General features: G+C 60.4%; 23 protein-coding genes and 1 pseudogene. 11 read left to right on the forward strand and 13 right to left on the reverse strand.

What is annotated here, in order from left to right:
- Positions 1 to 66: 66 nt before the first annotated feature.
- The 5 genes from BLW71_RS30240 to BLW71_RS30260 all read left to right on the forward strand — a co-directional run bounded on the left by BLW71_RS30240 (position 67) and on the right by BLW71_RS30260 (position 5,822).
- On the forward strand, positions 67 to 567 hold the full coding sequence (locus BLW71_RS30240; protein WP_091805809.1) for a lecithin retinol acyltransferase family protein: 501 nt from the start codon (positions 67 to 69) through the stop codon (positions 565 to 567).
- A gap of 90 nt (positions 568 to 657) precedes the next feature.
- A complete protein-coding gene (locus BLW71_RS30245) occupies positions 658 to 2,175 on the forward strand; it encodes an efflux transporter outer membrane subunit (protein WP_091805813.1) in 1,518 nt (505 codons plus the stop codon).
- Between the two features lie 34 nt (positions 2,176 to 2,209).
- Positions 2,210 to 3,523 (forward strand): HlyD family secretion protein, encoded by a 1,314-nt coding sequence (locus tag BLW71_RS30250; protein ID WP_091805816.1) that lies wholly within the window; start codon positions 2,210 to 2,212, stop codon positions 3,521 to 3,523.
- Positions 3,524 to 3,628: 105 nt separating this feature from the next.
- Positions 3,629 to 5,179 carry a DHA2 family efflux MFS transporter permease subunit gene (locus BLW71_RS30255; RefSeq protein WP_091805819.1) on the forward strand — a complete coding sequence of 517 codons (1,551 nt, stop codon included), beginning with the start codon at positions 3,629 to 3,631 and terminating at the stop codon, positions 5,177 to 5,179.
- Positions 5,180 to 5,246: 67 nt separating this feature from the next.
- Entirely contained in the window at positions 5,247 to 5,822 is a 576-nt protein-coding gene (locus BLW71_RS30260; RefSeq protein WP_286162151.1) for a YbhB/YbcL family Raf kinase inhibitor-like protein, read from the forward strand.
- A 191-nt stretch (positions 5,823 to 6,013) separates the two neighbouring features.
- Here the strand turns inward: BLW71_RS30260 and BLW71_RS30265 are convergent, their stop codons facing one another.
- The 9 genes from BLW71_RS30265 to BLW71_RS30305 form a co-directional block, all read right to left on the reverse strand.
- Positions 6,014 to 6,529 (reverse strand): Ohr family peroxiredoxin, encoded by a 516-nt coding sequence (locus BLW71_RS30265; RefSeq protein ID WP_091805825.1) that lies wholly within the window; start codon positions 6,527 to 6,529, stop codon positions 6,014 to 6,016.
- A gap of 365 nt (positions 6,530 to 6,894) precedes the next feature.
- The gene (locus BLW71_RS30270) at positions 6,895 to 7,926 is read right to left on the reverse strand and encodes a LysR family transcriptional regulator (RefSeq protein WP_091805828.1); all 1,032 of its coding nucleotides are present in this window, start codon (positions 7,924 to 7,926) and stop codon (positions 6,895 to 6,897) included.
- A 331-nt stretch (positions 7,927 to 8,257) separates the two neighbouring features.
- Positions 8,258 to 9,262 (reverse strand): DedA family protein/thiosulfate sulfurtransferase GlpE, encoded by a 1,005-nt coding sequence (locus BLW71_RS30275; protein ID WP_091805831.1) that lies wholly within the window; start codon positions 9,260 to 9,262, stop codon positions 8,258 to 8,260.
- Positions 9,263 to 9,380: 118 nt separating this feature from the next.
- Positions 9,381 to 10,652, reverse strand: coding sequence for a DUF3734 domain-containing protein (locus BLW71_RS30280; protein WP_091805834.1), 1,272 nt, complete (start codon positions 10,650 to 10,652; stop codon positions 9,381 to 9,383).
- A gap of 10 nt (positions 10,653 to 10,662) precedes the next feature.
- On the reverse strand, positions 10,663 to 11,445 hold the full coding sequence (locus BLW71_RS30285; RefSeq protein WP_091805837.1) for a 3-hydroxybutyrate dehydrogenase: 783 nt from the start codon (positions 11,443 to 11,445) through the stop codon (positions 10,663 to 10,665).
- Positions 11,446 to 11,460: 15 nt separating this feature from the next.
- Positions 11,461 to 12,240 (reverse strand): acetoacetate decarboxylase, encoded by a 780-nt coding sequence (locus BLW71_RS30290; protein WP_091805840.1) that lies wholly within the window; start codon positions 12,238 to 12,240, stop codon positions 11,461 to 11,463.
- Positions 12,241 to 12,865: 625 nt separating this feature from the next.
- Positions 12,866 to 13,672 (reverse strand): hypothetical protein, encoded by an 807-nt coding sequence (locus BLW71_RS30295; RefSeq protein WP_091805844.1) that lies wholly within the window; start codon positions 13,670 to 13,672, stop codon positions 12,866 to 12,868.
- 392 nt (positions 13,673 to 14,064) lie between these two features.
- Entirely contained in the window at positions 14,065 to 14,775 is a 711-nt protein-coding gene (locus tag BLW71_RS30300; RefSeq protein ID WP_091805847.1) for an SDR family NAD(P)-dependent oxidoreductase, read from the reverse strand.
- 106 nt (positions 14,776 to 14,881) lie between these two features.
- The gene (locus BLW71_RS30305) at positions 14,882 to 15,634 is read right to left on the reverse strand and encodes an SDR family oxidoreductase (RefSeq protein WP_091805850.1); all 753 of its coding nucleotides are present in this window, start codon (positions 15,632 to 15,634) and stop codon (positions 14,882 to 14,884) included.
- Between the two features lie 191 nt (positions 15,635 to 15,825).
- On the opposite strand from BLW71_RS30305, the gene pdxR reads away from it, so the two are divergent.
- On the forward strand, positions 15,826 to 17,355 hold the full coding sequence (gene pdxR, locus BLW71_RS30310; protein WP_091805853.1) for a MocR-like pyridoxine biosynthesis transcription factor PdxR: 1,530 nt from the start codon (positions 15,826 to 15,828) through the stop codon (positions 17,353 to 17,355).
- Positions 17,356 to 17,479: 124 nt separating this feature from the next.
- Here pdxR and BLW71_RS30315 read toward each other — a convergent pair whose 3' ends face one another.
- On the reverse strand, positions 17,480 to 17,905 hold the full coding sequence (locus BLW71_RS30315) for a MarR family winged helix-turn-helix transcriptional regulator (protein ID WP_353615900.1): 426 nt from the start codon (positions 17,903 to 17,905) through the stop codon (positions 17,480 to 17,482).
- Between the two features lie 111 nt (positions 17,906 to 18,016).
- Between BLW71_RS30315 and BLW71_RS30320 the strand changes: the two genes are divergently transcribed.
- Complete coding sequence (locus BLW71_RS30320) at positions 18,017 to 19,519, forward strand: FAD-dependent oxidoreductase (protein WP_091805859.1); 1,503 nt, start codon at positions 18,017 to 18,019, stop codon at positions 19,517 to 19,519.
- Positions 19,520 to 19,661: 142 nt separating this feature from the next.
- Here BLW71_RS30320 and BLW71_RS30325 read toward each other — a convergent pair whose 3' ends face one another.
- Positions 19,662 to 20,231 (reverse strand): GNAT family N-acetyltransferase, encoded by a 570-nt coding sequence (locus BLW71_RS30325; RefSeq protein WP_091805862.1) that lies wholly within the window; start codon positions 20,229 to 20,231, stop codon positions 19,662 to 19,664.
- A 34-nt stretch (positions 20,232 to 20,265) separates the two neighbouring features.
- Positions 20,266 to 20,499: pseudogene (locus tag BLW71_RS30330) on the reverse strand (site-specific integrase); the annotation flags it as partial.
- Positions 20,500 to 20,648: 149 nt separating this feature from the next.
- On the opposite strand from BLW71_RS30330, the gene BLW71_RS30335 reads away from it, so the two are divergent.
- Together BLW71_RS30335 and BLW71_RS30340 are read left to right on the forward strand one after the other, a co-directional pair.
- Positions 20,649 to 21,986 (forward strand): MFS transporter, encoded by a 1,338-nt coding sequence (locus tag BLW71_RS30335; protein WP_091805868.1) that lies wholly within the window; start codon positions 20,649 to 20,651, stop codon positions 21,984 to 21,986.
- A gap of 130 nt (positions 21,987 to 22,116) precedes the next feature.
- Positions 22,117 to 22,902 carry a 1,6-dihydroxycyclohexa-2,4-diene-1-carboxylate dehydrogenase gene (locus tag BLW71_RS30340; protein WP_091809066.1) on the forward strand — a complete coding sequence of 262 codons (786 nt, stop codon included), beginning with the start codon at positions 22,117 to 22,119 and terminating at the stop codon, positions 22,900 to 22,902.
- Positions 22,903 to 22,990: 88 nt separating this feature from the next.
- Here the strand turns inward: BLW71_RS30340 and BLW71_RS30345 are convergent, their stop codons facing one another.
- Complete coding sequence (locus BLW71_RS30345; protein ID WP_091805871.1) at positions 22,991 to 23,629, reverse strand: dihydrofolate reductase family protein; 639 nt, start codon at positions 23,627 to 23,629, stop codon at positions 22,991 to 22,993.
- Between the two features lie 358 nt (positions 23,630 to 23,987).
- Here BLW71_RS30345 and BLW71_RS30350 point away from each other — a divergent pair, with 358 nt between their 5' ends.
- Both BLW71_RS30350 and BLW71_RS30355 read left to right on the forward strand, forming a co-directional pair.
- Entirely contained in the window at positions 23,988 to 25,007 is a 1,020-nt protein-coding gene (locus BLW71_RS30350; RefSeq protein WP_091805875.1) for a LacI family DNA-binding transcriptional regulator, read from the forward strand.
- Between the two features lie 113 nt (positions 25,008 to 25,120).
- Positions 25,121 to 26,449 (forward strand): ABC transporter substrate-binding protein, encoded by a 1,329-nt coding sequence (locus BLW71_RS30355; RefSeq protein ID WP_091805878.1) that lies wholly within the window; start codon positions 25,121 to 25,123, stop codon positions 26,447 to 26,449.
- The last annotated feature ends 14 nt before the right edge of the window (positions 26,450 to 26,463 follow it).

Below are 26,463 nucleotides of genomic sequence, written 5' to 3' on the forward strand. Positions count from 1 at the left end.
ATGTGTTGATGAAAAGTTTCGCCGGTAGTGCTGAACTCATCACGGATATGACATTGGTAGCTCGCCATGGAAACTCCATATGTTGATTGGCTCGCAACTTCGCCGGCGTTGACCGGCGCAGAACGCGTCATCGCGGTTGGTGCCCATCTTGTTAGCGAGCGGGATGGCTATACACACCACGGAATTTATGTCGGGAATGGACAGGTTATTCACTATGGGGGCTTTCATCATTCCGCGAAACGACGCCCCATTGAATATATTCCGCTGCACCGTTTTGCAGCAGGAAAGGGAATAAAAGTTCGCTCTGAACCAGACGCCATCTATACCGGAACTGATGCTGTGGCGAGGGCTAGATCCCGCCTCGGCGAAGACCGATATCGGTTGCTGACCAATAACTGCGAACACTTCTGCACATGGTGTGTATCAGGCGTTGGGCGTAGTGAACAGGTACGCCGCTGCTTAAGGAATCCGTGGACAGGCATCAAGACGCTCTTTGCGCTCGCAAGGACCGAATGTATGCCCCCCAAGGCCACGCGAAGCCGACTCGCCGGGACCGTCGCTGTTTAAGCTGCACTGCATGTCGTCGAGGTCGCACTACATGTGCACCGCGTTTCTCTACGAAGAACTCTTCTACTCAACGATCCGATAGGCCAAAAAATGAGCATTCAGTCACACACCGGAGAGCGCGCATCACGCGTGCCCAAGCTGGGTGTCTCGGCGATGTTAGCGGCGGTGCTGTCGGCGTGCGTGAACTACGCCGGCATTCACAGCGACGCGAAAACGGCCGATCCGCAGCAGTACGCGACGCAGCAAAGCCTTCCTGCCGAGCAAGGACATTGGCCCGGCGCCAATTGGGCTGACCAGTTCGGCGACGCGCAACTCAAGGCGCTGATCGACGAAGCGCTGAGGAGCAACCCGACGCTCGACCAGGCGCATGCCCGCGTTGCGTCTGCATCGGCATACAGCGAAACGGCACGGGCGGGCACGATGCCACGCGTCGACGCGAGCTATTCGCTCACACGTCAACAGTTCTCGAATACGACATTCATACCGCCTCCGTTTGGTGGCTCGTGGCAGACGGAGAACAAAGGCCTGCTGAGCGCTTCCTATGATCTAGATCTGTGGGGGAAAAACCGCGAAGCGCTCAAAGCGGCGATCTCGCAGCTTCAGGCAAGCGAGGCCGACGTCGAAATCGTCAAGCTGACTCTGACGACGTCGATTGCCCGCACGTACAACCAGCTCGCGCGTCTGTATGTGTTGCGCGATATCGCGCAACAGGAAATCACGCAGCGCGAACAGATCGATCGTATTACCGCGGGCCGCATCGCGACGGGCCTTGAAACGGAAGTTGAACGCAAGACCGCGCAGGCCAATCTTGCAACGAGCCGTGCTGCGCTGAAATCGCTCGATGGGCAAATCCTCACGACGCGTTATCAGATCGCCGCGCTGCTCGGCGCGGGGCCCGACCGTGGCCTGCAGATCGCACGGCCGACGCTTGGCATTGGCGACGAAGTGCGCCTGCCGGACAACCTGCCGGCCGATCTCGTAAGTCGCCGCCCGGAGATCGTCGCTGCGCGCTGGCGCGTCGACGCGATGACGCATGGCGTGAAGGAAGCGAAGGCCGAGTTCTATCCCGACATCAACCTGAGCGCTGCAATCGGACTCGACGCTTTTGGCTTCGGCCGCTTTCTGACGGCAGCGAGCCGCACGGCGTCGGTCGGTCCGGCAATCCACCTGCCGATCTTCGACGCAGGCGAGCTGCGTGCGCAACTGAAGGGCCGCTATGCCGATTTCGACTATGCCGTCGCGACCTATAACCAGGCGCTCGTCGCAGCGTTGAGCGAAGTCGCAACGCAACTCGCCGACCTGCGTTCGACGGATGCGCAGCTTGTCGATGCGCAGACCGCGCAAGACGCCGCTAGCAAAGCCGCCGAACTCGCGCTGGTGCAATACAAGGCCGGTCTCACAAATCAACTGACCGTGTTGAACGCCGACGTCAACGCGCTTTCCGCCAATCAGAGCGTCGCGAATTTGCGCATGAATCGCCTCGATCAGCAGATAGCACTGGCCTCTGCGCTGGGCGGCGGTTTCGTCGATACCTCGAACGCAAACGCCGGAGCTGCGCCGCGCGCCGACGCGTCCGCACCCATCACGCCTGTCGTCGCCGCGCGCTGAGCAGCTGCCTACCGATTCTGTCTGGAGACTTGAAATGAGCGAAATCGATGCAACGGAGCGCCAGGAGACCCAAGTGGCGGGCGCGAAACATGACGCGGCACAGACGAAAGCTTCTGTTGCAACGGAACCCAACACACGCAAGCGCAAGGCGCTGCTTGCGCTGCTCGGCGTGGCTGTCGTCGTGTCGGCGGCGGCCTATGGCGCGTATTACATGACCTATGCGCGCCATCACGAATCCACCGACGATGCATACGTCAGCGGCAACCTCGTGCAACTGACGCCGCAGGTGGCCGGCACCGTCGTCGCGGTGAATGCCGACGATACGCAGATCGTGAAGGCCGGCGACCCGGTCGTCACGCTCGACAACGCCGATGCGAAAGTCGCGCTCGGCAACGCCGAGGCGACACTGGGACAGACCGTACGGCAGGTGAGCAGCCTGTACGTGAACAACGATTTCTATGCGGCGAACGTCGCCCAGAAGCAGTCCGATCTGGCTCGCGCGCAGGACGATCTGCGCCGCCGCCAGACCGTTGCCGAGACGGGCGCCGTGTCGGCCGAAGACATCGCGCACGCGCGCGACACCATGACGGCCGCGCGGGCCGCGCTCGACGCCGCGCGTCAACAGGCACAAGCCAACCGTGCGTTGACGGACCGCACGACGATCGAACAGCACCCGAACGTGCAAGCCGCCGCGTCGAGAGTGCGCGATGCGTATCTAGCCTATGCGCGCAACACGTTGCCGGCGCCCGTCACTGGCTATGTCGCGAAGCGATCGGTGCAGGTCGGCCAGCGCGTGTCGTCGGGCACACCGTTGATGGCGATCGTGCCGCTCGACGGCGTGTGGGTCGACGCGAACTACAAGGAAAGCCAGTTGCGCAACATGCGTATCGGCCAACCTGTCACGCTGACGGCCGATGTGTATGGCGGTAAGGTTAAGTATCACGGCCGCGTCGTCGGCTTCTCGGCGGGTACGGGCAGCGCATTCGCGAGCCTGCCGGCGCAGAACGCAACGGGCAACTGGATCAAGATCGTCCAGCGTCTGCCTGCACGTATCCAGCTCGATCAGAAGGAACTCCAGGCGCATCCGCTGCGCATCGGCCTGTCGATGGATGTCGATGTCGATACGCGCGACGACACGGGCCCGCAGCTCGGCGCGGCGACGAACACGTCGTATCGCACAGACGTGTTTGCCGAATACGGCGCGCAGGCAGACGCCGAGATCGAGAAGATCATCGCGCAGAACATGGTCCCTTTGCATGCCGGGTCCATCGGCAACGCCGTATCGTCGACACCTTCCGAGAAGCGCGACGCAAGCGACAAGCGTGGCGCTAAACAGCGAGCAGGTTAAATCGCATCCCGGGGTGCACCTCGTAGTCGCGCCCTGGTTTTTTCAATAGTCTGACAGGCCGGATCAATGCGCCGGATCTGTCGAAAACTTCAGACTGGAAGCGAGATGAATTCTTCGACGCAACTTGCACCGCCTCCGCTGACAGGTGGAAAGCTGGTGCTCGCGACAATCGCCGTCGCGCTCGCGACGTTCATGAACGTGCTCGACTCATCCATTGCCAATGTTGCGATTCCAACTATCTCGGGCAATCTCGGCGTATCCGTCGATGAAGGTACATGGGTGATTACGCTGTTCTCGGCGGCCAATGCGGTCGCGATTCCACTGACGGGCTGGCTCACGCAGCGTGTGGGCCAGATCAAACTGTTCGTGGCTGCGATCGTGCTGTTCGTGTTCTCGTCGTGGCTGTGCGGCGTCGCGCCGAACCTGATCGTGCTGCTCGCTGCGCGCGTATTGCAGGGCGCCGTCGCTGGCCCGCTGATTCCCCTCTCGCAGGCGATTCTGCTCGGCTCGTATCCGAAGGAAAAAAGCTCGACGGCGCTGTCGCTGTGGGCGATGACGGCGACAGTCGGGCCGATCGCGGGTCCCGCGCTAGGCGGTTGGATCACCGATAGCTATAGCTGGTCGTGGATCTTCTACATCAACATTCCAGTGGGTCTGTTTGCCGCGGCCGTGACGTGGATGATCTACCGCGACCGCGAGACACCGGCGCGCAAACTACCCATCGACAAGGTCGGCCTGATGTCGCTCGTCGTCTGGGTCGCGTCACTGCAAATCATGCTCGACAAGGGCAAGGATCTCGATTGGTTCAGCTCGGCCGTGATCTGCATTCTTGCGATTGTCGCGGCGATCAGTTTCCTGTTCTTCCTGATCTGGGAGTTCACGGAGAAGAACCCGATTGTCGATCTCCGCCTCTTCGCAGGACGCAATTTCCGCGGCGGCACGATTGCGATTTCGGTCGCTTACGCGGTGTTTTTCTCGAACCTTGTGATCTTGCCGCAGTGGATCCAGGGCTATCTCGGCTATCGTTCGGTGGATGCGGGTCTCGTGACCGCGCCGCTCGGAATTTTTGCCGTGCTGCTCGCACCCGTGATGGCGAAGATCATGCCGAAGTCCGATGCACGGGTACTCGCGACGCTGGCTTTCCTCGGCTTTGCGGGCGTGTTTTTCATGCGCTCGCACTACACGACGGGCGTCGATCCTTATACCCTGGTGTTGCCGACGCTGCTGCAAGGCATCCCCATGGCGCTCTTTTTCACACCGCTCACCGCGATTATCCTGTCTGGGCTGTCACCCGACAAAATTCCGGCGGCCGCCGGCCTGTCCAACTTCGTGCGCGTGTTCGCGGGCGGCGTCGGCACGTCATTGATCTCGACGGGCTGGAATGACCGCACGATTCTGCACCATGCGCAACTCGCCGAACAGTCGAGCGTGAACAACCCCGACTATATGGGTGCGATCGCGAACCTCCAGGCGACGCTTGGCGGTGGCATGGACCAGGCCGCGGCGTTTTTCGAACGCTCACTGAATGCGCAGGCCGCGATGCTCGGACTGAACGATATCTTCTGGCTCTCGTCGATGATCTTCATTGTGATCATTCCGCTTGTCTGGCTCACCAAGCCCGGCAAGGGTGGCGCCGGGGCGGCGGGTGCCCACTGAGTAAGCACGCTTCACATACGCGAGGATTTCAATGAAGCTACTTTGTCGTCTTTTGTCTGCCGCAAGCTTGTCTATCCTTCTGGCTGCGTCGGCCGTTGCGCAGCCGCCGACCGACTTCGAGCTCTCGAGCCCCGACATTGCTCCGGGCGGCAAGATCGATAACAAATTCGTGCTCCACGCTTTCGGTTGTACCGGTGGCAACGTGTCACCCGCACTCGTCTGGAAAAATGCGCCGGCGGGGACGCGGTCGTTCGCACTACAGGTATACGACCCGGATGCGCCGAGCGGTAGCGGTTGGTGGCACTGGACGGTCTACAACATTCCCGCAGCCGTGACGCAACTGCCCCGAGGGGCCGGCAACGATCCGTCCCGTTTGCCCGTCGGCGCCAATGCGGGCATGAACGACTTCCAGGACACCGGCGCGGCAGGAGCCAACGGCAACTATGGTGGCCCGTGCCCGCCGGAGGGCGACAAGCCCCACCGTTATATCTTTACGCTGTATGCGCTGTCGGTCGACGATTTCTACGCCGCGACGGGCATTCCAAAGACCGGCACCGCTGCGCTGCATGGTTTTGCACTGAACAAGGCGTTGGGTGACAAGGTGCTCGGCAAGGCATCTTTTGTTGGCTACTACGGCCGGTAACGTACGGCCGGACAAACGACCATGCCCGGGCGCGGTTGACGAAGGAGCGCCCCTTGCGGGCGCTTGATACGCAGTTGGAAACGAGAGTTTCAGTCGCTCATGCCGGTTAGCTCATCATGGCGAACCGCCTTCTTTCGACAGAGCCGCTTTTGTTCCTGTTCGAGTTCCCTCAAGAAATCAAGCACGCGCCGTTATGAGTTGCTGTCGTCGTCCGACGGCATAAGCGCGACGACGTTTTCAATTCCATGCCGTGCCATCTTGGTGTAAGGACAAAAGCGTTCCGTGTTGCGCACCAGTTCCCCCGCGACGGCGCGCTCGACACCGGGCAAGCAGACCCGGGTGTGCGCCGTCAGCTTGAACAAGCCGTCGATCGGGTCGCGGCCGAAGTCGACCGTGACGTCCACGGAGGCGCCGGGAATCGGAATGCCCGACCGGGCCGCAAGCAGACTCATCGCGCCATGAAAGCAGGCTGCGTAGCCCGCCGCGAATAGCTGCTCCGGATTGGTGCCGCCGCCAGGGCCGCCTAGTGCCTCCGGTAATCGCAAATCGACTGCGAGCTGGCCGTCATCCGAGCGGGCAATTCCCGACGCGCGTCCGTGACCCGCGTCGCCGCCTGTTACGGTGACAGTGGTTGAATACAGCGTTTGCGCGACTTGCCCGTCATACTTATCGAGCAATGTCAGCGGCGGTGGACGCAATGTTGTCATGGTGTGCCTCGTGGATGCTTGCCGCTTATTGCGCGGCGTGCGTCTCTCGGAACGACGTCGAAGTTCACGGAGCAATGACGCACATTGTGACCGTCAGTGCTTCCTTCAGGTTTTCGCCCGATGTGGGCGACGCCGCAACGACGGCGTGAGTGCGAGTGCGGCTGTCAAACCGTTGGCGATTTTTAGAATTCGGCTTGCATCATATTGCGTATGTGCTTTGCTGTGTCTTGCTGGCCTGGCCGCGATTCGCGGGCCGTCTGTACAGGAAGCATCTTAGGCGTGCGCTACGTCACGCGGTAGGACCCCTGAATGCTTCGCTGTGTTGCATCAGAAACATCAGTCAACGCCGCGTCGTTCTGAGGGCATCAGTCGACGGCCGATAACGCCGTCATAGTCGTCAGACACTGCAGATCGAGTGCTCTCGTGTGCTCGGTCATGTAGTCGATGAACACACGGATCCGGGCCGGAAGATGCTTGCGGCTGAGATAGCAGAGGTAGTGACCGCCGTCTTCGGGTGCATGCTGCGCGAGGCAGCGGAGGAGCTGCCCGTTGCCAAGCCGATCGCAAACCTGGTAGGCAGGCAACTGCGCGATGCCGACCCCATCGAGCACCGCCTGCAGGATCAGATCCTCGTCGTTGAACGTATGCAGCGCGACAGGCTGGCGCCGCTGCGCGAGACCGTCGACCTTGAATTCCCACGTCCGAACGCGGCCAGACGCCGTCCGGAAGTTGATACAGCGATGATCCGCCAGTTCATCGACATGCCGCGGCAAGCCGTGAATTCGCGCATAAGCGGGCGACGCACAGACGATCATCTGCATCGGAATCAGCTGCCGCGCTACGATTCCGCTGTCCTCCATGCGCCCATCGCGAAACGATACGTCGACGCGATCGGTAGTGAAGTCGGCGTCGGCGGGGCGGTCGTTCAGCAACAGTTCCAGGGCGATCTCGGGATATTGCGTGTGAAAACCTCGCAGCAGCGGCGCGACAATCTTGCGGCCGAAGCCAGGCGTGGAGCCAATGAGCAAATGGCCGCGTGGAGGCCCGTTGCGCAGCTCTCGCATGTCTTCCAGCGCCTGGGCGATGCGCTCCATACCCGGCTGGCAGTTCTCATAGAAGAGTTCGCCTTCGCGTGTCAGCGACGTACTGCGAGTCGTGCGCAGGAAGAGACGTGTATCGAGCTGCGCTTCGAGTTTCTGCACGTTGCGGCTAACCGAGGAACGACCAATGCCGAGGCGGTCGCCTGCGCGGGCAAAGCTGCCTTCACTGGCAACGGCCAGAAACGAAACGACGCCGGCGTAACTGGTCGCAAATCTGCTTGCAAACGGATCGTCGGCGCCGGCGGTAGGGCAGCGTGATGGGAAAGCTAAGATGGGAGCGCGGGTTGGGGAGTCCATGCTAAGCCAGACGTATTACCACTGTTATTTGTGACATCGTTCGCAGTTTTTTTGCGATGGATGTGTGGGCGTCCTCACCGCGCTATTTCCCCGGTACGAGGAGTGGGCGAAGTTCTCACATGGTCAATGGGCCGGAGATGGCAGGAAGCGGTCGGGCGTGGAATCTCGTGGCGTCCGCGGTAACCCCTGGCGAATAGATGACGTGACAGGGCAAGTCATCCCCGTGGAAGGTGGGCTCGGCATTAGTTAGCGGTTTTGTCATTCTGGAATGGCCATCGCCGTGAGGGTGCCTCCCGCGGGCCGCCTTGTCGCTTTGTGGACACGCATGTAATCAATGCGCAAAAAGTTTTCTCCCTTCTTCGCTGATTGCAGCGTCGCTCAGCGCGATTATCGGCTCGACGTCGAAGCCCGCCACACGCCATGCATCGATACCGCCAGTAAGTGGTAATGCAAGCTTGACGCCGGCCAGTCGCAGCCGCCTGGCCATCCACGCCGCGGAGACTTCGTTTGGACAAGAACAATAGATGACGAGCGTCCGGTTCGCCCCGTAGCGCTCCACGATCTGCGGCAGTTTCCGTTCATCGGCAAATACGGCGCCTGGAATGACAAACGGGTCGAGCATTCTCCGCTCGGCGGAGCGGATATCGAACAGGATTGGCCGCGGATTATTCGCGAGCAACGCATGCAGCTCGCCCACGCTGATCCGCGCCTTCTCGAGCGCTTTTGCCAGCATGATTCTCCGGCAGTATCGATACAACACGAAAAGCACCAGCGCGATGCCGATCACGATCAATGCCTGCCAGCCAAGGCGGGAGATAAGTACGAACACCACGTCAATCTGCGACGCGAATAGCGCACCGATCGCCAGGCCGACCGATGCCCACAGCGCAACGCCTGCGCAATCATGCAGGACAAAGGAACGCAACCTGACCGCCATCGCGCCGCACAGTGGCACGGCAACGAGCGATAAGCCAGGTACGAAGCGCGCAACGACCAGCACGCGGACTCCCCATCGCCCAAAGAAGCGCTCCGTCTTCCTGACGCACGTTTCGCGCGAGAGCGACAGTTTGCAAACGGTATGGAGCGTGCGTTCGCCGTATCGCTTGCCACCCTGAAACCAGATCAGGTCGCCCAGCACACCGCCAATGACAGCGGAGCCGAGTATCGTCGCGAAATGCAACAATGTCGACGACACCGTGTGCATGGCGAGCGCAGTGCCTGCTCCAACGGTGATCAATGTCGGAATGACAGGCAACGGCAGGCCAAGCGAAGAACCCAGCACATTCAGGAATACGACTAGCATTCCATACCGTGCGATCAATTCATGGGACAACATGGTGCTCTCCTTGCGGCTTGCGCGTACCCGTCTCGAAGTTCGTTCATCGCTTTGCATGAATGTCGCTGAGGTATCCTTGCAAGCTCTACCAAACCGGAGGGTGTGGTGTCGATACGCGCTACTTTGCGCCAGACAGTTCTTCTTCTGGCGTGCGTTTCGATGGCGGCAAAGCATCCTTGTCCAGTGCGGCGGTTTCGCTGACTTCCTGCCGATAACGATGCACGTCCCGCGTGACGAAGCCGGTTTCGCGGCTCGGAATATCGAACCACTCGGGGTGTCCGAACGAGCGGCGAATATCCTCGAGACCGCTGGCCCAGTGCTCACGCATCGTATCTTTGCTGAATTCATAGTCCTTGTAGTGCCCCTCGAACGATTTGTTCTTGTAGATCAGGTGCACGACATTCACCGCACTGCCATCCGCCGTTTTCTGCGCCTCCTGCAGCAACGGGTGCGCAAGCCGCACTTTTTCAGGAATGTGTTCGAGCAGCGCCTTGATCATTTGCGCGTGCTTCTGGTTCTGCGACATGAACGCGGTGATCGCTCGTGTTCGGCTCGAATATTGAATGTCCTTGGTGCGCTCGCTGACGTCGAGGAAGTCGCCTGGCAGCTTGCCTCGCGAGCTCCACAGATCGATCTGGAAAACGAGTGTGTCCTTATGCTGGCTTTCCTTGATGATCTCGGTAAGCGGCGTGTTGGAAACCAGTCCGCCGTCCCAGTAGAACTCTCCATCGATCTCGACTGCCGGAAAGCCGGGCGGCAGCGCACCGGATGCGATGAAATGCTCCGGCGCCAGACGCATTGCCGAATTGTCGAAGTAGACGAGATTGCCCGTTCGCACGTTGACCGCCCCAACGGATACGCGAATACTCCCGTCATTGATGCGATCGAAGTTTGCGTACCGCAAAAGCGACTCACGCAACGCCGACGTGTCGTAATAGCTGACCTGGTCAGGCCGTTTCCTGCCGAGCCCGGCGAGAGGCATAGGCGTGCGCGGAGAGAAGAACCCGTCCTGACCTTCCATCAGCGTACGCGTCGCAGCCCATGCGCTCGACCACCTGCGCCCCATATCTTCAAACCCCGGCCACGCTGGAATGCGCGCACCGATATGTGAGAAGAAATCCGCAGGTTGACTAATCGTGTTCCAGAAGCCGCGCAGCGCTTCCACCCGGTCCGCAGGCGCATTGCCGGCGATGATCGCCGTATTCAGCGCACCGATGGATACTCCGGATATTCGTGTTGGTTCCACGCCGACCTCGGCCATTCCTTCATACACGCCGGCCTGATATGAGCCCAATGCACCGCCACCCTGCAGCACGAGTCCAATTTCGTCATAGGCGGGGAGCTTGATGCGATGGGGTTGCTGCAGTTTGTTGCGCTGGCTCGGATACATGGTCGTCTCCTTACTGCATGAACCAGCCGTGGCTGACAACAATCGATTGTCCGGTGAGCGCGTTCGACTCGAAGCCGGCGAGGAATGCAACCGTGTTCGCAACGTCGGCTAGCGACGTGAATTCGCCGTTGACCGTGTCCTTCAACATGACGTCTTTCACAACCTGCTGCTCGGAGATTCCCAAGGCTTTCGCCTGCTCGGGGATCTGCTTGTCGACCAGCGGCGTTCTGACGAAGCCCGGGCACACGACATTGGCGCGCACGCCACGCGGTCCGCCTTCTTTCGCGACAACCCGGGCGAGACCGAGCAGCCCGTGCTTCGCGGTCACGTAAGCCGATTTGAGCTGCGACGCCTCGTGCGAGTGCACCGAACCCATGTAGATCACAGCGCCGCTTTTGTTCGATGCGTACATATGCTTGATGACGGCCCTGGTGGTCAGGAACGCGCCGTCGAGGTGAATGGCCAGCATCTTCTTCCAATCGGAAAATGCGTAATCCTCGATCCGGTTGACGATCTGGATGCCCGCATTCGACACGAGCACGTCGATGCCGCCCAGCCGTTTCACCGTTTCGGCCACGCCCGCATTGACCGCTTCTTCGCTGGTTACGTCCATCGCGACGGCGAGCGCTTTGCCGCCCTTGGCAACGATATCTTCAGCTACCTTTTGAGCGTTATCGAGATTCAGATCCGCGATCACGACCGTCGCACCGTCTGATGCGAGCTTGCGTGCGCAGTGCTCGCCAATACCACTTGCTGCACCCGTAACGAGCGCGACCTTATCATTCAATGCCATACGTCCTCCGAGAGCTTACTGGTTGACTGCGAGTTTCAACGACTCGGCAGGGGCAAGATAGTCATAGACCACTTCGCCGACGTCGAGCGTGAGATTTGCAATGATGTGACGTGCGCCGATCACCTTGCGAACCGGCAGATCGGCCACCGATGCGAGTGCATGCGGATGCAGTTCGAGCGCGGCAGGCCCCTCCCACGCACCGATCACATCGACATCGCGCAGGAAGAAGCGCACCAGTTCACAGATGCGCACCGAACCATCGACGTGCGGAATGACCTTGAGCAGATAGTTGGGCGTATCCGCGAGCTTGCGGCGCTCAGCAGCCGTCTCGAGAGGACGATACTTGTAGCCCATCGTGCCGGTGGCGATGCGCTGCGTTCCGTAATCGAGCGTGCCGAGCAGCGTGTCCTTGCCGTCGACGCAGAGCTTCGGTGAAGCCAGCTTCTTGGGAAACCCCCAGATTTCTCGGCCGCCTGCGATTGGGCCTTCGTCGTCGAGATACATCGCGTGTGTGAAGTTGGCGCGATTGCCGTCCTCGTCCAGCACCGAGATCACCTGGCCGCTTTCCGTGTAGTCGCCGAACCCCGAAGAATCGGGCATGCGGATAAATTCGTAGTGGACAATTGCATTGTCGACCGTCAGCGGTTCCGGAACGACGGCCCTAAGGGCATCCATGTCCGTTTCATACGAGATGATGAAGTACTCCCGATTGATGAAACGGAAGGGCGGACGCGGATATGCTGGATTGTGTACGGGCATCGCAAAGGCATTGTTGCGAATATCTTCTTCTGTCACGGATCGTTCCTCGGATGGTGAGGGTTTGCGTAACGCGCATCGCAACAGCTTTTGCTGTCGCGGGCAATGACGTGCGCGCAATGCAGTGAAGGCTTGTCCTGCGCGTTTTCACGTTTCTTTTACGCTCTTGTGTTTCACGACTTGTATCAGGCAGCGTGTGCCGTCACCGTCAGGACAAAGCGTAAGCGTGGTCGTCTTGCGGCAGTAGCCCTGAAAAGGACCTCATAGTGTTGCCTCGGCGGCAACAATTAATGACGGGCGGATAGGGCTTTGTCGCGTTGTGGAGGTGGTCGCGTAGAATTCTTGCGGTTCCCATCGAGCAACCATGAACTGTTGGTCGAGTCCAGCCAGTCTATGCAGTGCTTTTCTTCTGTTTCGCGATGGCGTTGTTTGTCGGTAGTGTGCCGTTAGCGCCAGTAAGCCGTACGAAATCATCGTAAGTGGCGCGGCGTGTAACGTTGATATGCGAACGGGCTCACTGTGTTGTCTGCGAGCCACCCATCGCCGAATTTGGAAATGCCAGGTAGAGGTCGTCGGCGCGTTGCGCAGCCCTCTCTGGCGTGGCCGGGAAATCCTAAGTCATTCGGAAGAGCGAACCGTGCGCCATATTCACTATCAGATTGAGTTACTTCGACAAATGCAGTGCCTTCGATAGCACGATCCCCCGCTGCGGGCTCACCAGCCAGATGGCGTGGATATCAACATAGAGCCTGGAAGTTCTTGTCGTGATGTCAGTAGGCTCGTCATCGGTAGGATCGCTGCGATCGATCCGGTCGTTGACATAGGGTGGCACCAGGCGACCCATGAGAACAATCGCGTAGTCCCCGTTCGCTTCTGCGTACGCCGCGCGTGAGAGCGTTACACGTCCGTGAACCGTTGTCTTCTTACTGTCGCCGGACTGGAGTTCAATCATATCGATATGCTGAATGAACCCCTTTAACCTCGCTTCCGGCGCGACCACAAGCCTTCGGCCGCTGGGGCCGCTTACTGTCTTTTTGAGGAGGATGTCTGCGTGATTGTCGGCATCGGACAAGTCCACGTTTACCGTCAACAGATGCTTCTCCGCCTGATACCTGATCCCATACGGAACGGGTACGACGAAGGCGAGGTCGCGATCGAGATGGGCTACCGTCAGGTCGGTATTGTGGCGCTGGCTACCGGTGGGAATGCGGATCAGGCGCAGGACACGATCGCCCAAAGACGACGAGCCTCCACTCAAGTGCTGATTCACGATCCTGTCCCGAATGGCAAGCGGGTCATCGCCTACGAAAGGGGGGCCCGACGAAGAAGCTTGCAAACCGGAGGTTTCAATCTCCGGCGCACGCGTGACTGTTGCCGCATTTGCCTGTGTTCCGACTTCTGCCAGCATAAACACACATAAGAGGGTGCACGTGGCGTTCAATAAGACTCGTTTGGATTTCAGATGAAACACGATAATGCCCCTCGTATTCCAACACAGGCTGTCGCGAAGCCATGCTGGTTCGGTTCAGATGCGTGACCAATCCACCCTGGCTCCCACCATGGCTTCTGCCGGCAAACTCATGTGGCAAATGCTCAGGGAAACAACCAGGTAATGGCGACCAGAACCTGGCGTGTTTCGAAACGAGTTCACCGACGCTCGACACAGTCGAAGGGTGGGTAGGGGACTACTATGTCGTTCGGAAGTTATCGTAGGTTCAACGCTTGCATTCCGGTAGATAGCTAGAGGAACTCGTCGCGTTGCCTTGTCGGCAACAATCCTCGCTTCCGCAGCATTTCACAGTGCGTGTGCATCTCAGCCGAGTGGGAAAAAAACCGAGCACCGCCTTGCGATGCCCGAGGTTATTAGCGACCGGCGCTCTGGCCGCCGTCGACGTGCAGGATTTCTCCCGTGATAAACGGTGCGGAATCAAGAAACAGAATCGCGTCGGCAATATCGCTCATCTCGCCCATGCGCCCGAGCGGATGGAAAGCATCCAGCGTTTCGTGGGTTTCCGGCGGGTGCATAGGCGTCTTGATGATCCCCGGCGCCACGGCATTCACGCGAATGCCTTTCCTCGCGTACTCAATCGCTAGCGACTTCGTGGCGGCGTTCAAGCCACCTTTCGTCAGCGCCGCCAGTACCGAGTGCACGCCGCTGATCGCAGCGTCGACGGTACTGGAGGTCACGCTGACCACATGGCCGCTCGAATGCTTTTCCATTTCGGCGATGGCGAGTTGCGTGATGTAAAAAAAGCCCGCCATATTCACGTTCACCACAGCGGCGTAGTCTTCTGCCGTGTGTTCGGTGAAGGGCTTGCCGATGTAAATGCCGGCGTTGTTCACCAGCGTGTCGACCCGGCCGAACTTCGCGACGCCTTCGGAAATGATCCGTTGGGCGGTTGCCGGATCGCCGATATCACCCGCAACCGTCAGGATGTTCGGATCTTCCGATGGCTTGATCGAACGTGAAGTCGCGACAATGCGATAGTCGAGCTTGCGAAACGCCTTGACGACTTCGGCGCCTATTCCTTGCGACGCACCGGTAACGACGACAACTTTGTGTGACGTGCTCATGCTTGACCCAAAAAATTTTGTTTGGCTTCAACGCGGATCGGGCCGACGGCTCCGATCAAGGCAAACGTAGACACGTTGATGCAGCTTTTTAAAAGACCGCGGGCATTCACCCCTTCTTAGCCTGCGTCAGCCACTGATCGAGACTGACGCGGCCAATCCGCGCGTCGCCGAGCGGCACGAGCGACTGCTCCTCGACACGACCGCCGTAGTATTTCGCATCGGGATCCATCACCACCGGGCGCGTGTCGCCTGCCGATTTCAGGTAACGCGCGACGATCTCCGCGAAGGGCGCGCGATCCGGGCCGGCGATATCGACGGTGCCGTTCAGCGGCGCGGCGAGCGCGGCCTGCGCGAGGTTTGCCGCGACATCGTCCGCGGCGATCGGTTGAAACAGGCCGTCGCCGATGCGCACCGTGCCGCTGTCCGTGCCGTAATCCGCGATTCCGCCGATGAACTCCATGAACTGGGTGGCGCGCACGATCGTGTACGGCACACCCGCTGCTTCGATCACCTCTTCCTGCGCGACCTTGGCAGTGAAATAGGCGTTCTCCGGCGTGCGGTCGCAGCCGACAATTGATAGGGCGACGTGATGGCGCACGCCTGCGGCCACTTCAGCCTTGCCGAGGTTGCGCGCCGAGGTGCGGAAGAAGTCGAGCACCGCCTGCGGCTCCCATGACGGCGCGTTCGTTACATCCACGACGACATCCGCGCCCGCGAGAACGTCGCTCAGGCCGTCGCCTGTCACGCTGTTCACGCCGGTACGCGGCGACGCGGCGATTGCCTCATGCCCCGCCTCGCTAAGCAGCGTGACGAGACGCGATCCGATCAGGCCCGACCCACCGATTACGACGATTTTCATGGCAAATTCTCCAGATCAAAGTAAATGAACGCGCGGGTCGCCTGGCGGGTGGCGTATCGAGTGAAAGTGTTCACCGCAGTCGCATCGCGTGAGGCTATTGTGGAAAAATCATGCTTTATCGAGAAGTGCCAAGAAGTGTCGATCTGACTAGTCCATGTTGTTCCCTCACCCCTTGCCCGACAAAAACCGTCATGACCGCGCCGACTCCCGGCTTGACCATAGAAATCGATCGGCAGCAGCAGTTGCCGATCTATCTGCAGATTTGCGAGCGTTTCAGGACCGCGATTGCCGCGGGGCATCTGCGTCCCGGCGATCGCGTGCCGGCGCTGCGCGGCCTCGCCACGCAGTTGAACACGGCGCGCGGCACGGTCGAGCTGGCCTACACCATCCTTGTCGATGAAGGCTACCTGCAGATGCGTGGCGCGGCGGGCACCTTCGTATCGCCGTCGCTGCCGGCGTCGGTGACGCGCCCGCCTCAGGCGCAAGGTGTTCCGGATGCGTACGGCAAGCGGAGTGCCGAAGCAACGGGCGCGCCGCAAACTCCCGCCGAAGCGCTTGATGGTCGGCCGGCGCCTCGTCAGCCGGCGATTGCCGCTGCGATGAGCGGAGAGCCAAGGCCGTTGCAACCCGGACTGCCCGCGCTCGACGCGTTTCCGGGCAAGGTATGGAACCGGCTCCTTTCGCGTCGCGCGCGTAGCGGCGAACGGGCGATGTTCGCGTACCCGGATCCGGCGGGTTACCGGCCGCTGCGCGAACATATCGCCACCTATCTCGGGCTGTCGCGCGGCGTGACCTGCCTGCCGGAACAAGTGTTCGTGACCGGCGGTTACCGTGCGACGCTCGAACTCGTATTGCGCAGTCTCGCCCGCCCAACCGATCGCATGTGGTTCGAGGACCCCGGCTATCTGCTCGCACGCGGTTTTCTGGCCGAGACGGGCGTGCAACTCGTGCCGGTGCCGGTGGACCGCGAAGGGATCGATGTCGAACGCGGCATAGTTCTGGATGCGCACGCGCGCTTCGCACTGGTTACGCCGTCGCATCAGAACCCGCTTGGTCACACGCTGTCACTCACAAGACGCATCGCGCTGCTCGACTGGGCGGAGAAAATGTCGGGCTGGATCATCGAGGACGACTACGACAGCGAGTTCCGCTATCTGGGCCGCCCATTACCAGCTTTGAAGAGCCTCGACCGGCGTGATCGCGTGGTTTATTGCGGCACGTTCAGCAAGGTCATGTTTCCCGGTTTGCGGCTCGCGTATGCGGTCGTGCCGGAGCGGGCCGTCGAGCGGGTCGGGCGGGTGGCACGCAGCATGAACGCCGGGTCGCCGCCGCTATTTCAGGCGACGGCGGCGGACTTCATGGAGCAGGGGCATTTTGCGCGGCATCTGAAGCGGATGCGTGCGCTGTACAGCGAGCGGCGCATGCTGATCATGCATGCGCTGGAGCAGGCCTTTGGAGAGCGGCTGATCGTTGACTTGCCACCAGGCGGAATCCAGTTCACGGCGCAATTCGCCCACGGTCCCGACGGCCCGGTCGACGATGTTGCCGTGGCCTCGCGCGCCCGCGATGCGGGGCTCGCGGTGCTGCCGCTGTCGATCTGGTACGCGAACGCCCGCGCGCAACGTACGCCGCGCGGCCTCGTGATGGGCTTCGCAAACATTGTCGATGCGCGTGAAGCGGATCGTCTCGCACGAATGTTGCGGGCGTGTCTGGACGAATGAGTCACGCCGCGCACGGGTTGCTGAGCGAGGTCGTTTCACGGCGGCGGTCGACCTTCGCCGCCGCCGGGACCTGAATCGAAACGACTTCCGTGAAGTGAATGCCGGGATGGAATCTGTTTCCGTTTTACGTCCCGGCTCCGGACGCCTGGGTTTCGATATCCTCTGCAAACCTCCGCATCAGCCGGACGAGTTCGTCGATTTCCGCCTCCTCCCACTTGGCAAACAACGCGCGGCCCAGCCGATCGCGTGCTGCATCCACCGCGTTGGTCATCGCCTTCCCTTTGGGCGTGACGACGACTTGCCGAACGCGACCGTCCTCGATACCGGCTCGCCGCTCGACCAGCCCGGGGCTCTCGAGTTTCCCCACCTGACGGCTGACCGTGGTGTGATCGCGCCCGACCCGTCCGGCGAGATCGACCACGCCAATGGGGCCTAGCCGCTCGACTATGACGAGCAATGGAAACAACGCACGATCGAGCGAAATGCCTGCCTCCCGGACCATTCTCTCGTCCAGTTCGGGGCGGTTCATCACGCTGACGATGCTGATCAATGCCAGATGCAACTCCCGGATACGCTCGGATATATGTGTATCTTGCACATTTCTTCTTGGCGACATACCATTCCTCCTATTGCGTGCATATTACACATAATGGAGCGGGTGATGACGAGAAATCCGGCTGTAGACGTGTTGATCTGCGGGGCGGGCGCCGCCGGTCTGACTCTCGCTATCGAGCTGGCGCGACGAAACGTGTCGTTCCGTTTGCTCGACAAGATGGACGAACCGTTCCGGGGCTCGCGGGGCAAAGGCATACAGCTGCGAACGCAGGAAATTTTCGAGGATCTCGACATCATCGATCGCGTGGTCGTGGCAGGGGGCGTGTATCCGCCGCAGCGCGAATATCGTGACGACGGCAGCTACGTCGAATCGGACGTCGTCGAGCATGCATCCCCGACGCCCGCCGAACCTTATCGCCTGCCGTTGCTCGTTCCTCAGTTCCTGACTGAATCGGTCATGCGCGAGCGACTCGCTGAACTGGGTCATCGGGTCGAGTATGGTTGCGAACTGGTCGGCGTCGAACAGGAACTGGACTGTGTGACGGCGCGTATTGCCGCTCAGGCTGGCGACCAGACCGTTCATGCGCGCTATCTGGTCGGCGCCGACGGTGGCCGCAGCTTTGTGCGCGCGGCACTCGGCATCGCTTTTCCAGGCAAGACACTTGGCGTGCGTGCCGTCGTGGCCGACGTCTTCCTGACGGGGCTGGAGCGCGACGCCTGGCATCGATTCAACGAGGGTTCGATGGAGCGGCAGCTATCGCTATGCCCGCTCGCCGGAACGGATCTGTTCCAGATACAGGCGCCCGTTGCGCTGGAAGGCGATGTCGACCTCACCGCCGCAGGCCTTGCTGCCATGGTGGCCGAACGCACTGGCCGCGACGATATGCGCGTCCACTCGGTATCCTGGGCGTCTGCCTATACCATGAACGCGCGTCTCGCCGATCGCTACCGGGACGGTCGCGTGTTTCTCGTCGGGGATGCTGCGCACATTCATCCGCCGACGGGCGGCCAGGGGCTCAATACCAGCGTGCAGGATGCCTACAATCTTGGCTGGAAATTGGCAGCGGTGAGTGCCGGCGCTTCCGATGAGCTGCTCGATAGCTACGAGGAAGAACGCCGGCCAATCGCGGGCGACATGCTTGGTCTTTCGACCAGGCTTCTCGACGAGATGAAGCGGGGAGAGCTTCGGCGCGGCCGCGAAGTTCAGCAACTCGACATCGGCTACCCCGAGTCCTCGCTGGCGATGGAGTGTCCTGAACGCTCTGCCGGTCTGCTGGCAGGCGACCGCGCGCCCGATGCGCCCATTCGTCGTGCAACCGGCCATTCAACGCGTGTCTTCGAGTTGTTTAGGGGCACTCACTGGACACTGCTAGGCTACGACGTCGAACGCGATAAGGTGGCGCCGCGAGCTGGCCTGCGCATTCATACCTTTGGTGCTCGCGGTGATGTCATCGACGACGGAGGTCATTTCCGTGATGCGTACGCGCTGCAGTCCGGAGATTGGGTGCTTGTGCGCCCGGACGGTTATGTCGGAGCGATCGTCGCAAGTGACCGGATAGAGTCGCTGGAGCGTTACTTCCGCATTGGTGGACTAGCGCTCGCGAACTGATGACTCTCGTATGCCTGTGGGAGCGCACATGGGTGTGGCGGCTGATGTGGCAATCAGCCATCTCACTCTCACTCTCTGGTTGATGCGCCAATCAACTCTGCCGCGGCCTGTGCAAGCGCTCTCGTCCGCGACGATTCACAGGCTAGTACTCCGCTGCTTCATTGATAACGGACGTAAGAACATGGTCCGTCCAAACTCCGTTGATTTTCAAATACGATCGAGCCAAGCCTTCGCGCTCAAAACCCAGGCGTTGGAGTAACCGGCCGCTGCGCACATTCTCCGGACGGTAATTCGCCATTACGCGATGTAACCCGAGATTGGCGAAAACGTATGGAATCGCTGCCGCTAAGGCCTCGTACATCAGCCCCTTTCCTTCAAATCGCCTGCCGAGAGAGAAGCCGAGGTGACACGCCTGGAACGGGCCTCGTGCGATGTTTGTAAAGTTGCATTCGCCAACCAATTCGCCTGTTTCGTCCAGGAATAGAAACAGGTGCAACGCATTTCCTGAAGCAGAGTTCGCCTCCATCGACTGAAGCCTGCGATGAATCTCGCTCAAGTCGAAAAAGCTATCGGACCTAAGGGGCTCCCAAGGTTGAAGATGCGAACGATTGTCGAGATAAAAGTCGCGCAAGATGCCAGCGAACTCATCTCTCGCGGGCACCAATGTTAGCCGGGGCGTCGCGATGCCACGGTCTGAAGTATCGAAAGTCATGGCTGAATTATAAATTCCCGTGGGATACGGAGGAGCGGTCCTTGCGGCAATTGCTCTGTTCGAGGCGCAGGGGTCATCTGCTGGCTGTCGGTGTCGCTGCCTTCAGCGCCAACTCATCGCTCGCGCGCAATCCGGCGCCATAGGCGAGCTGCAGTGCGGTCTGCTGCTTCAGCTTCCCGACTGCTGCGATGAGCCGCCGCACCGCCTCCTGACTCAGGATGGCGGGCAACGTGCGGGGCACACGAACGGGATGCATCCTGCTCATCAGGCTGCTGGATCGCCAGCACCTTCATGCGCTGACGGTATGGAGGCAGTCCCAATCGGTATTGGCGGATTAGTGCCGATTCGCATAACCTGAGCCCCGTTACCGACCGATATAAAACAAAAGCGACGCTGTCGCGCACGCACGGAGACATCTTGAACAAGCCTCTCGACATCGCATCGCTCATTGATCGCGAGCCGCTTCGGCTCTATCAGTGGGGCATCTTCCTTCTTTGCTTTGCAACCGCAGTGTTCGACGGTTTCGATACGCAAGCCATCGCCTTTACGGGCCCGGCGATTGTCGCGACGTTCGGTTTGCGTCCGGGCGATCTTGCGCCCATCCTGATCGCCGGGACGCTCGGCATGACGATTGGCGCGATGACATTGGGTCTGATCGGCGACAGGATCGGCCGCCGTCCGGCGCTGCTCGTTGGCGTCGCTGTATTCAGCGTTGCGTCGCTGCTCACCGCGTTCGCGAGTAGCACCGTGCAGATTCTGGCTTTGCGATTTATCGCCGGCCTCGGCATGGGCGGCTGTACACCGGTTCTGCTCGCCCTTGCCGCAGAGTACGGCTCGGCGCGCCACAGAGGCTCGATCATGACAGGTGTTCTGCTGGGCCTGCCAGCCGGAGCGATGCTGGGAGGGCTGCTGGCTGCGCGCTTGATGCCCGTGATCGGATGGCAGGGTGTGTTCGTCGTCGGCGGAGGCGCGCCACTGCTGCTCCTCGTCGTGCTGTATTTTGCGTTGCCGGAGTCTCTGCAATATCTGGTCAGTCGGTCAGGCAACGACAGTGCGCAGCGTGTGCGCAACACACTGCGTCGCATCGTGAGCGTTGCGTTGCCGGCCGACGCGACATTCCAGGCCCCGAAGACGACTGCCCGCGCCAGCGTTACCGCGCTGTTCAGCAATGGCAATGCGCGCAACACGGTTGCTATCTGGGCCGTCTATCTGTGCAACTGGGTTGCGTGGTTCATGTTCCTGTCGTGGCTGCCTACCGTGCTGAAAGCCGCGGGCCTGCCAGTTTCGCAAGCGCCGATGGGTACGGTAATCGTGAATGCCGTGTTCATCGTCTGCGCCATTCCCCTCTCGATGCTGCTTCCCAGAGTAAGCACTCGCCGTTTGCTGATGGCGCTGCTAGGACTTGGCATTGCGATTTCCGTCGGGCTTGCTTATGCCGGGACTGCGTGGGGCCTGGTCTTTGCGCTTGCGGGCGCGGCAGGGCTTGGTATCGGCGGTCAGCAGATCGCGCTGAATTATCTGGTGGTGGGCGCCTATCCAACGACACTGCGTGCAACGGCGACCGGGTGGGCAATCGGAATGGGGCGGGTCGGTGCGATCGCGGGTTCCGCTGTGGGCGGTACGGTCCTTGCCCACGGAGGCCCGGGCGGATTCTATCTGGCGTTGGCCGTACCTCTTGCGGCAGCGATGCTTGGCGTCATCGCGATTCGCACGACCGCGCGCGTGACCGACAGCGATATTGTCGTAGCGCATTGATCCACCTCCCGATCGCGTGGGCTACCGAAGCGGCCCGAGGAAATAGCCTGCGCGATATCGGTGTGACTCACGCACGCTTCCACTACGAGAAGTTCTCGACAAACGACGTTGCATGACAACCATGACAGGCATGACCAGGAACCATCGATTTCAGAACAAAGTGGTCGTTGTGACCGGCGCGGCCCAGGGCATCGGGCGCGGCGTCGCCCTTGGTGCCGCGGAAGAAGGTGCTGCGATCGTGCTGTGCGACCGTTCGGAACTGGTGCATGACACCGCCGCGGAAATCACCGCGCGGGGTGCACGGTGCCTGACTGTCATTGCCGACCTCGAAACCTACGCTGGTGCAAGCCTGTTGATGCAGGCAGCGCTTGAAACCTACGCGCGCATCGACGTTCTGGTGAACAACGTTGGAGGCACCATCTGGGCCAAACCGTACGAGCACTACGAGGAAGCACAGATAGAGGCGGAAGTTCGACGCTCGCTCTTTCCGACGCTGTGGTGCTGTCGTGCCGTCTTGCCGGCCATGATCGCGCAGCAGGGCGGTGCCATCGTCAATGTATCGTCGATCGCGACGCGCAGCATTTATCGTGTGCCATATGCAGCATCCAAGGGGGGTGTCAATGCATTGACCGCGAGTCTCGCATTCGAGCATGCGCAGGATCGTATTCGCGTGAACGCTGTCGCTACCGGTGGCACTGAAGCGCCTCCGCGCAAAGTACCACGCAATGCCGAAAGGCAAAGCGACCGGGAGGCCGGGTGGTATCAAGGTATCGTCGACCAGACGATAGCGTCCAGCCTGATGCATCGCTACGGAACAATCGACGAGCAGGTGAGTGCGATTCTGTTCCTGGCTTCAGATGAAGCGTCGTATATCACGGGTACGGTACTGCCTGTCGGTGGCGGCGACCAGGGCTAATGCGAAGGCTCGACCCAGCGCATCGCTGCGTTATATCCTGAAACATTGCAGCAGCGCGCCGTCCGCTGCACCGGGTATCAGCCCGTCCTCACAGACGCACATAGCGCAAGTGTGTGGCAGCAGGACCATCAAGAACCTTGTCAATGCGAAACCGCGGCCCGGGCTCGCGCAGGTTCTCGAAGAGACGCCGCCCACCGCCGAGCAACACGGGCGACAAAGCGATTTCGAGCTCTTCAATGACGCCCATGGTCAGGTACTGCTGGATCACATCGGCTCCGCCCGCAATACGAATATCCCGACTGCCTGCGGATTCCCGAGCGAGCTCAAGGGCACGCTCCGGCCCGTCATTGATGAAGTAGAAGGTCGTCCCACCCGGGCGCACCCAGGCTTCGCGTTTTTCATGGGTCAGGACGTAAACCGGTGTGTGAAACGGAGCTTCTTCCGGCCAGGCGCGCTCGCCCTGGTCGAACATTCGCTTGCCCATAATGTTGGCGCCAATGCGCTCCGTAGTGCTGCGAAGCAGGTCATTGACCGGGCCGGTCTCTCCCCCCGGTCCAAGCTTGAGGTTCTCGCGGAAGTACTGTTGATTGAAGATCCAGGCCATCAGCGCGCCCCACTTGGCACCCCAGTTCCTGTACTCAGGATTGTCCCAATTCTCCATGGTCATTCCTTCCGGTGCCATGTAGCCGTCTAGGCTGAGTCCAATGTTGACGAATACTTTACTCATGATTCTCCTCTCGCATGTTCGGATGTCGTCCTAACTTTAATATGATGTGAAATTTGTGCACCCCAACTTCCCCCTCAATTTCCTCGTAGTCACCGCTTGCGACGCAGTAAGCGATGACTTCAAACCTCTCTTTCACACCACCGTTCAACCGTCACATAGGCGGGCAGGCGTCCGCTACCGGATTTTATCCTCGGGATCGCCGCCCTTGCCGCTGCGCATTGGGAACCCCCAATGCGATGCACAACTACGCACAGCAAAACAATGACGCTTTTTTCTTGGAGAAAAAGCTTGCATTTTTTCGAGGAAAAACTACCTTCGGTAAACAAAACCGTTCTACGCTCGGCACCGGAGGAGACCCATGCCGGCTACTCGTACGATGATTGCGCGTCGTGCCGGCGTAAGCGTCGCCACGGTCGATCGCGTCTTACGCGACGATCATGCCGTGCGACCGGAAACCGCCGAGCGTGTCCATCTGGCGCTCGCCAATCTACGCGACGAGCGGGCAAGCCGCGGCCGTCCAGCAAAAGTCGGTTCATTCCGCGTTGCGTTCGCACTGCCACAAGTCAACTCGCGCTTTCTGGATCACGTCGAACGCAACATTGCGCTGTCCGCCAGTTTCTTTCGCGAACATCGAATCACCCCTTCGTTCTATCGCTGTGACTTCTCCACCCAGCGCGACACCGCTGCATTCGCCGCCCAGGTGGTCGACTACGACGCACTGGTTCTCGCACCGCTCGACTATCCGTGGGTGGAGCGTTTCATTGAAGAGATGAGCGAGGCCGACGTGCCGGTCGTCACGGTGTTCTCCGATTTACCTGCAAGCCGCCGCGCCGCGTATGTCGGTGTCGACAACCGGATTGCCGGTCGCACCGCAGGACTGCTGATGGGCCGCTTTCTGGGCACGCGGCTCGGCACGGTCGCCGTGCTGTCGGGATCGTCCCGCCTGCATGATCAGGTGGAGCGGCGCACCGGATTCTCGCAGGTGCTGGAAGAGGATTTCCGCAACCTGCGCTGGGTTGCCGAGCCGGATTTCGCGGAAGACGACGACGGTGCCGGTCTTGCCGTGCAGGGTTTGCGCGCGCGCCATGCTGATCTCGTCGGCGTCTACGTGACCGGCGGCGGCATCTCCGGCATCGCAGCGGCATTGCAGGAGTCCGGCGACAAGGCCCGCCTGGTCCTGATCGGCCACGAATGCACCGCGGAAACTCGCACTCAACTATCCGAACGCGCGATCGACGTGATCCTGGATCAGGACGTCCGCGGCATCGTTCATTGGGCGGGGCTCGCCGCCATCAACTTTCTAAACGACGTTCGGGGAGCGCTTGCCATCCCCACGCCGGAAACCCGGATTTATCTTCGTGAGAATGCGCATGCCTGACGCTCGCGACACGCGGACCGACTTCTGATCCGCCAGAGCCGAAATACGGCGCCCGGCGCATGGGCGCTGAATGTCATCAGGTTGGAGACCCGAGAAAGACAAGGAGAAGAGACATGTTACGTCTAACGTCAGCGAGGGTAGTGGCGGCAACCCTCATATCGCTGGGGCTCGGCATTGCAACGGGCGCGCACGCACAGGGCAAGCAATTGACACTCTGCTGGGCGGCCTGGGATCCCGCCAATGCACTGGTCGAACTGTCGAAAGATTTCACGGCCAAGACCGGCATCAAGATGAAGTTCGAGTTCGTGCCGTGGACCAGCTATGCCGACCGCTTCATCAATGAACTCAATTCGCACGGCAAGCTGTGCGATCTGATCATTGGGGACAGTCAGTGGATTGGCGGCGCGGCGGTCAATGGGCATTACGTGAAGCTCAACGACTTCTTCACCAAGAACAAGATTTCGATGGACGACTTCGTGCCGGCCACGGTGGTGGGATATTCCGAGTGGCCAAAGAATACGCCGAACTACTGGGCCTTGCCTGCGATGGCTGACGCGGTCGGATGGACCTACCGTAAAGACTGGTTCGCGCGCCCGGAGCTGCGCGCGGAATTCAAGCAGAAATACAACCGTGAACTCGCGCCGCCCACGACGCTTGATGAACTCAAGCAGACCGCGGAGTTCTTTCAGGGGCGCAAGATCGACGGCAAGACGGTCTACGGCGTGTATATCTTCACCGAGCGTGGATCCGAGGGGATCACGATGGGCGTGACCAACGCCTTGTACAACTTCGGCTTTGAGTATCAGGATCCGAAGAAGCCCTATCACCTCGACGGTTTCGTGAACTCGCCAGGCGCGGTGAAAGGGCTCGAATACTACAAGGCGCTCTATAAGTGTTGCACGGCTCCGGGCATGACCAACGCCTACATGCAGGAAGGACTCGACGCGTTCAAATCAGGCCAGGTGGCGATGCAGATGAACTGGTTCGCGTTCTTTCCAGGGCTTTACAAAGACCCGAACGTCGGCGGCGACAAGATCGGCTTCTTCGTGAATCCGCGTGAGGTGAAGCAATACACGCAACTGGGCGGGCAGGGCATCTCAGTGGTCTCGTACTCGGACCATAAGGAAGACGCGCTCGAATACATCAAGTGGTTTGCGCAACCGGACGTACAGAAGAAATGGTGGCAACTCGGCGGCTATTCGGCGGCTAAATCAGTGGTCGATGCGCCGGACTTTCCGAAGAGCGCGCCGTTCGCACCCGCGTTCCTGAAATCAATGGCGATCGTCAAAGACTTCTGGGCGGAGCCCGCTTATGCCGAACTGTTGCTCGACATGCAAAAACGCGTGCACGACTACGTCGTAGCCGACAAGGGCACAGCTAAAGAGGCGTTGGATCTGCTGGTGAAAGACTGGAACAAGGTCTTTAAGGAAGAGGGAAAGTAATAGCGTTTAGCTGG

The sequence above is a fragment of the Burkholderia sp. WP9 genome, assembly GCF_900104795.1.
Classification (GTDB): Bacteria; Pseudomonadota; Gammaproteobacteria; order Burkholderiales; family Burkholderiaceae; genus Paraburkholderia.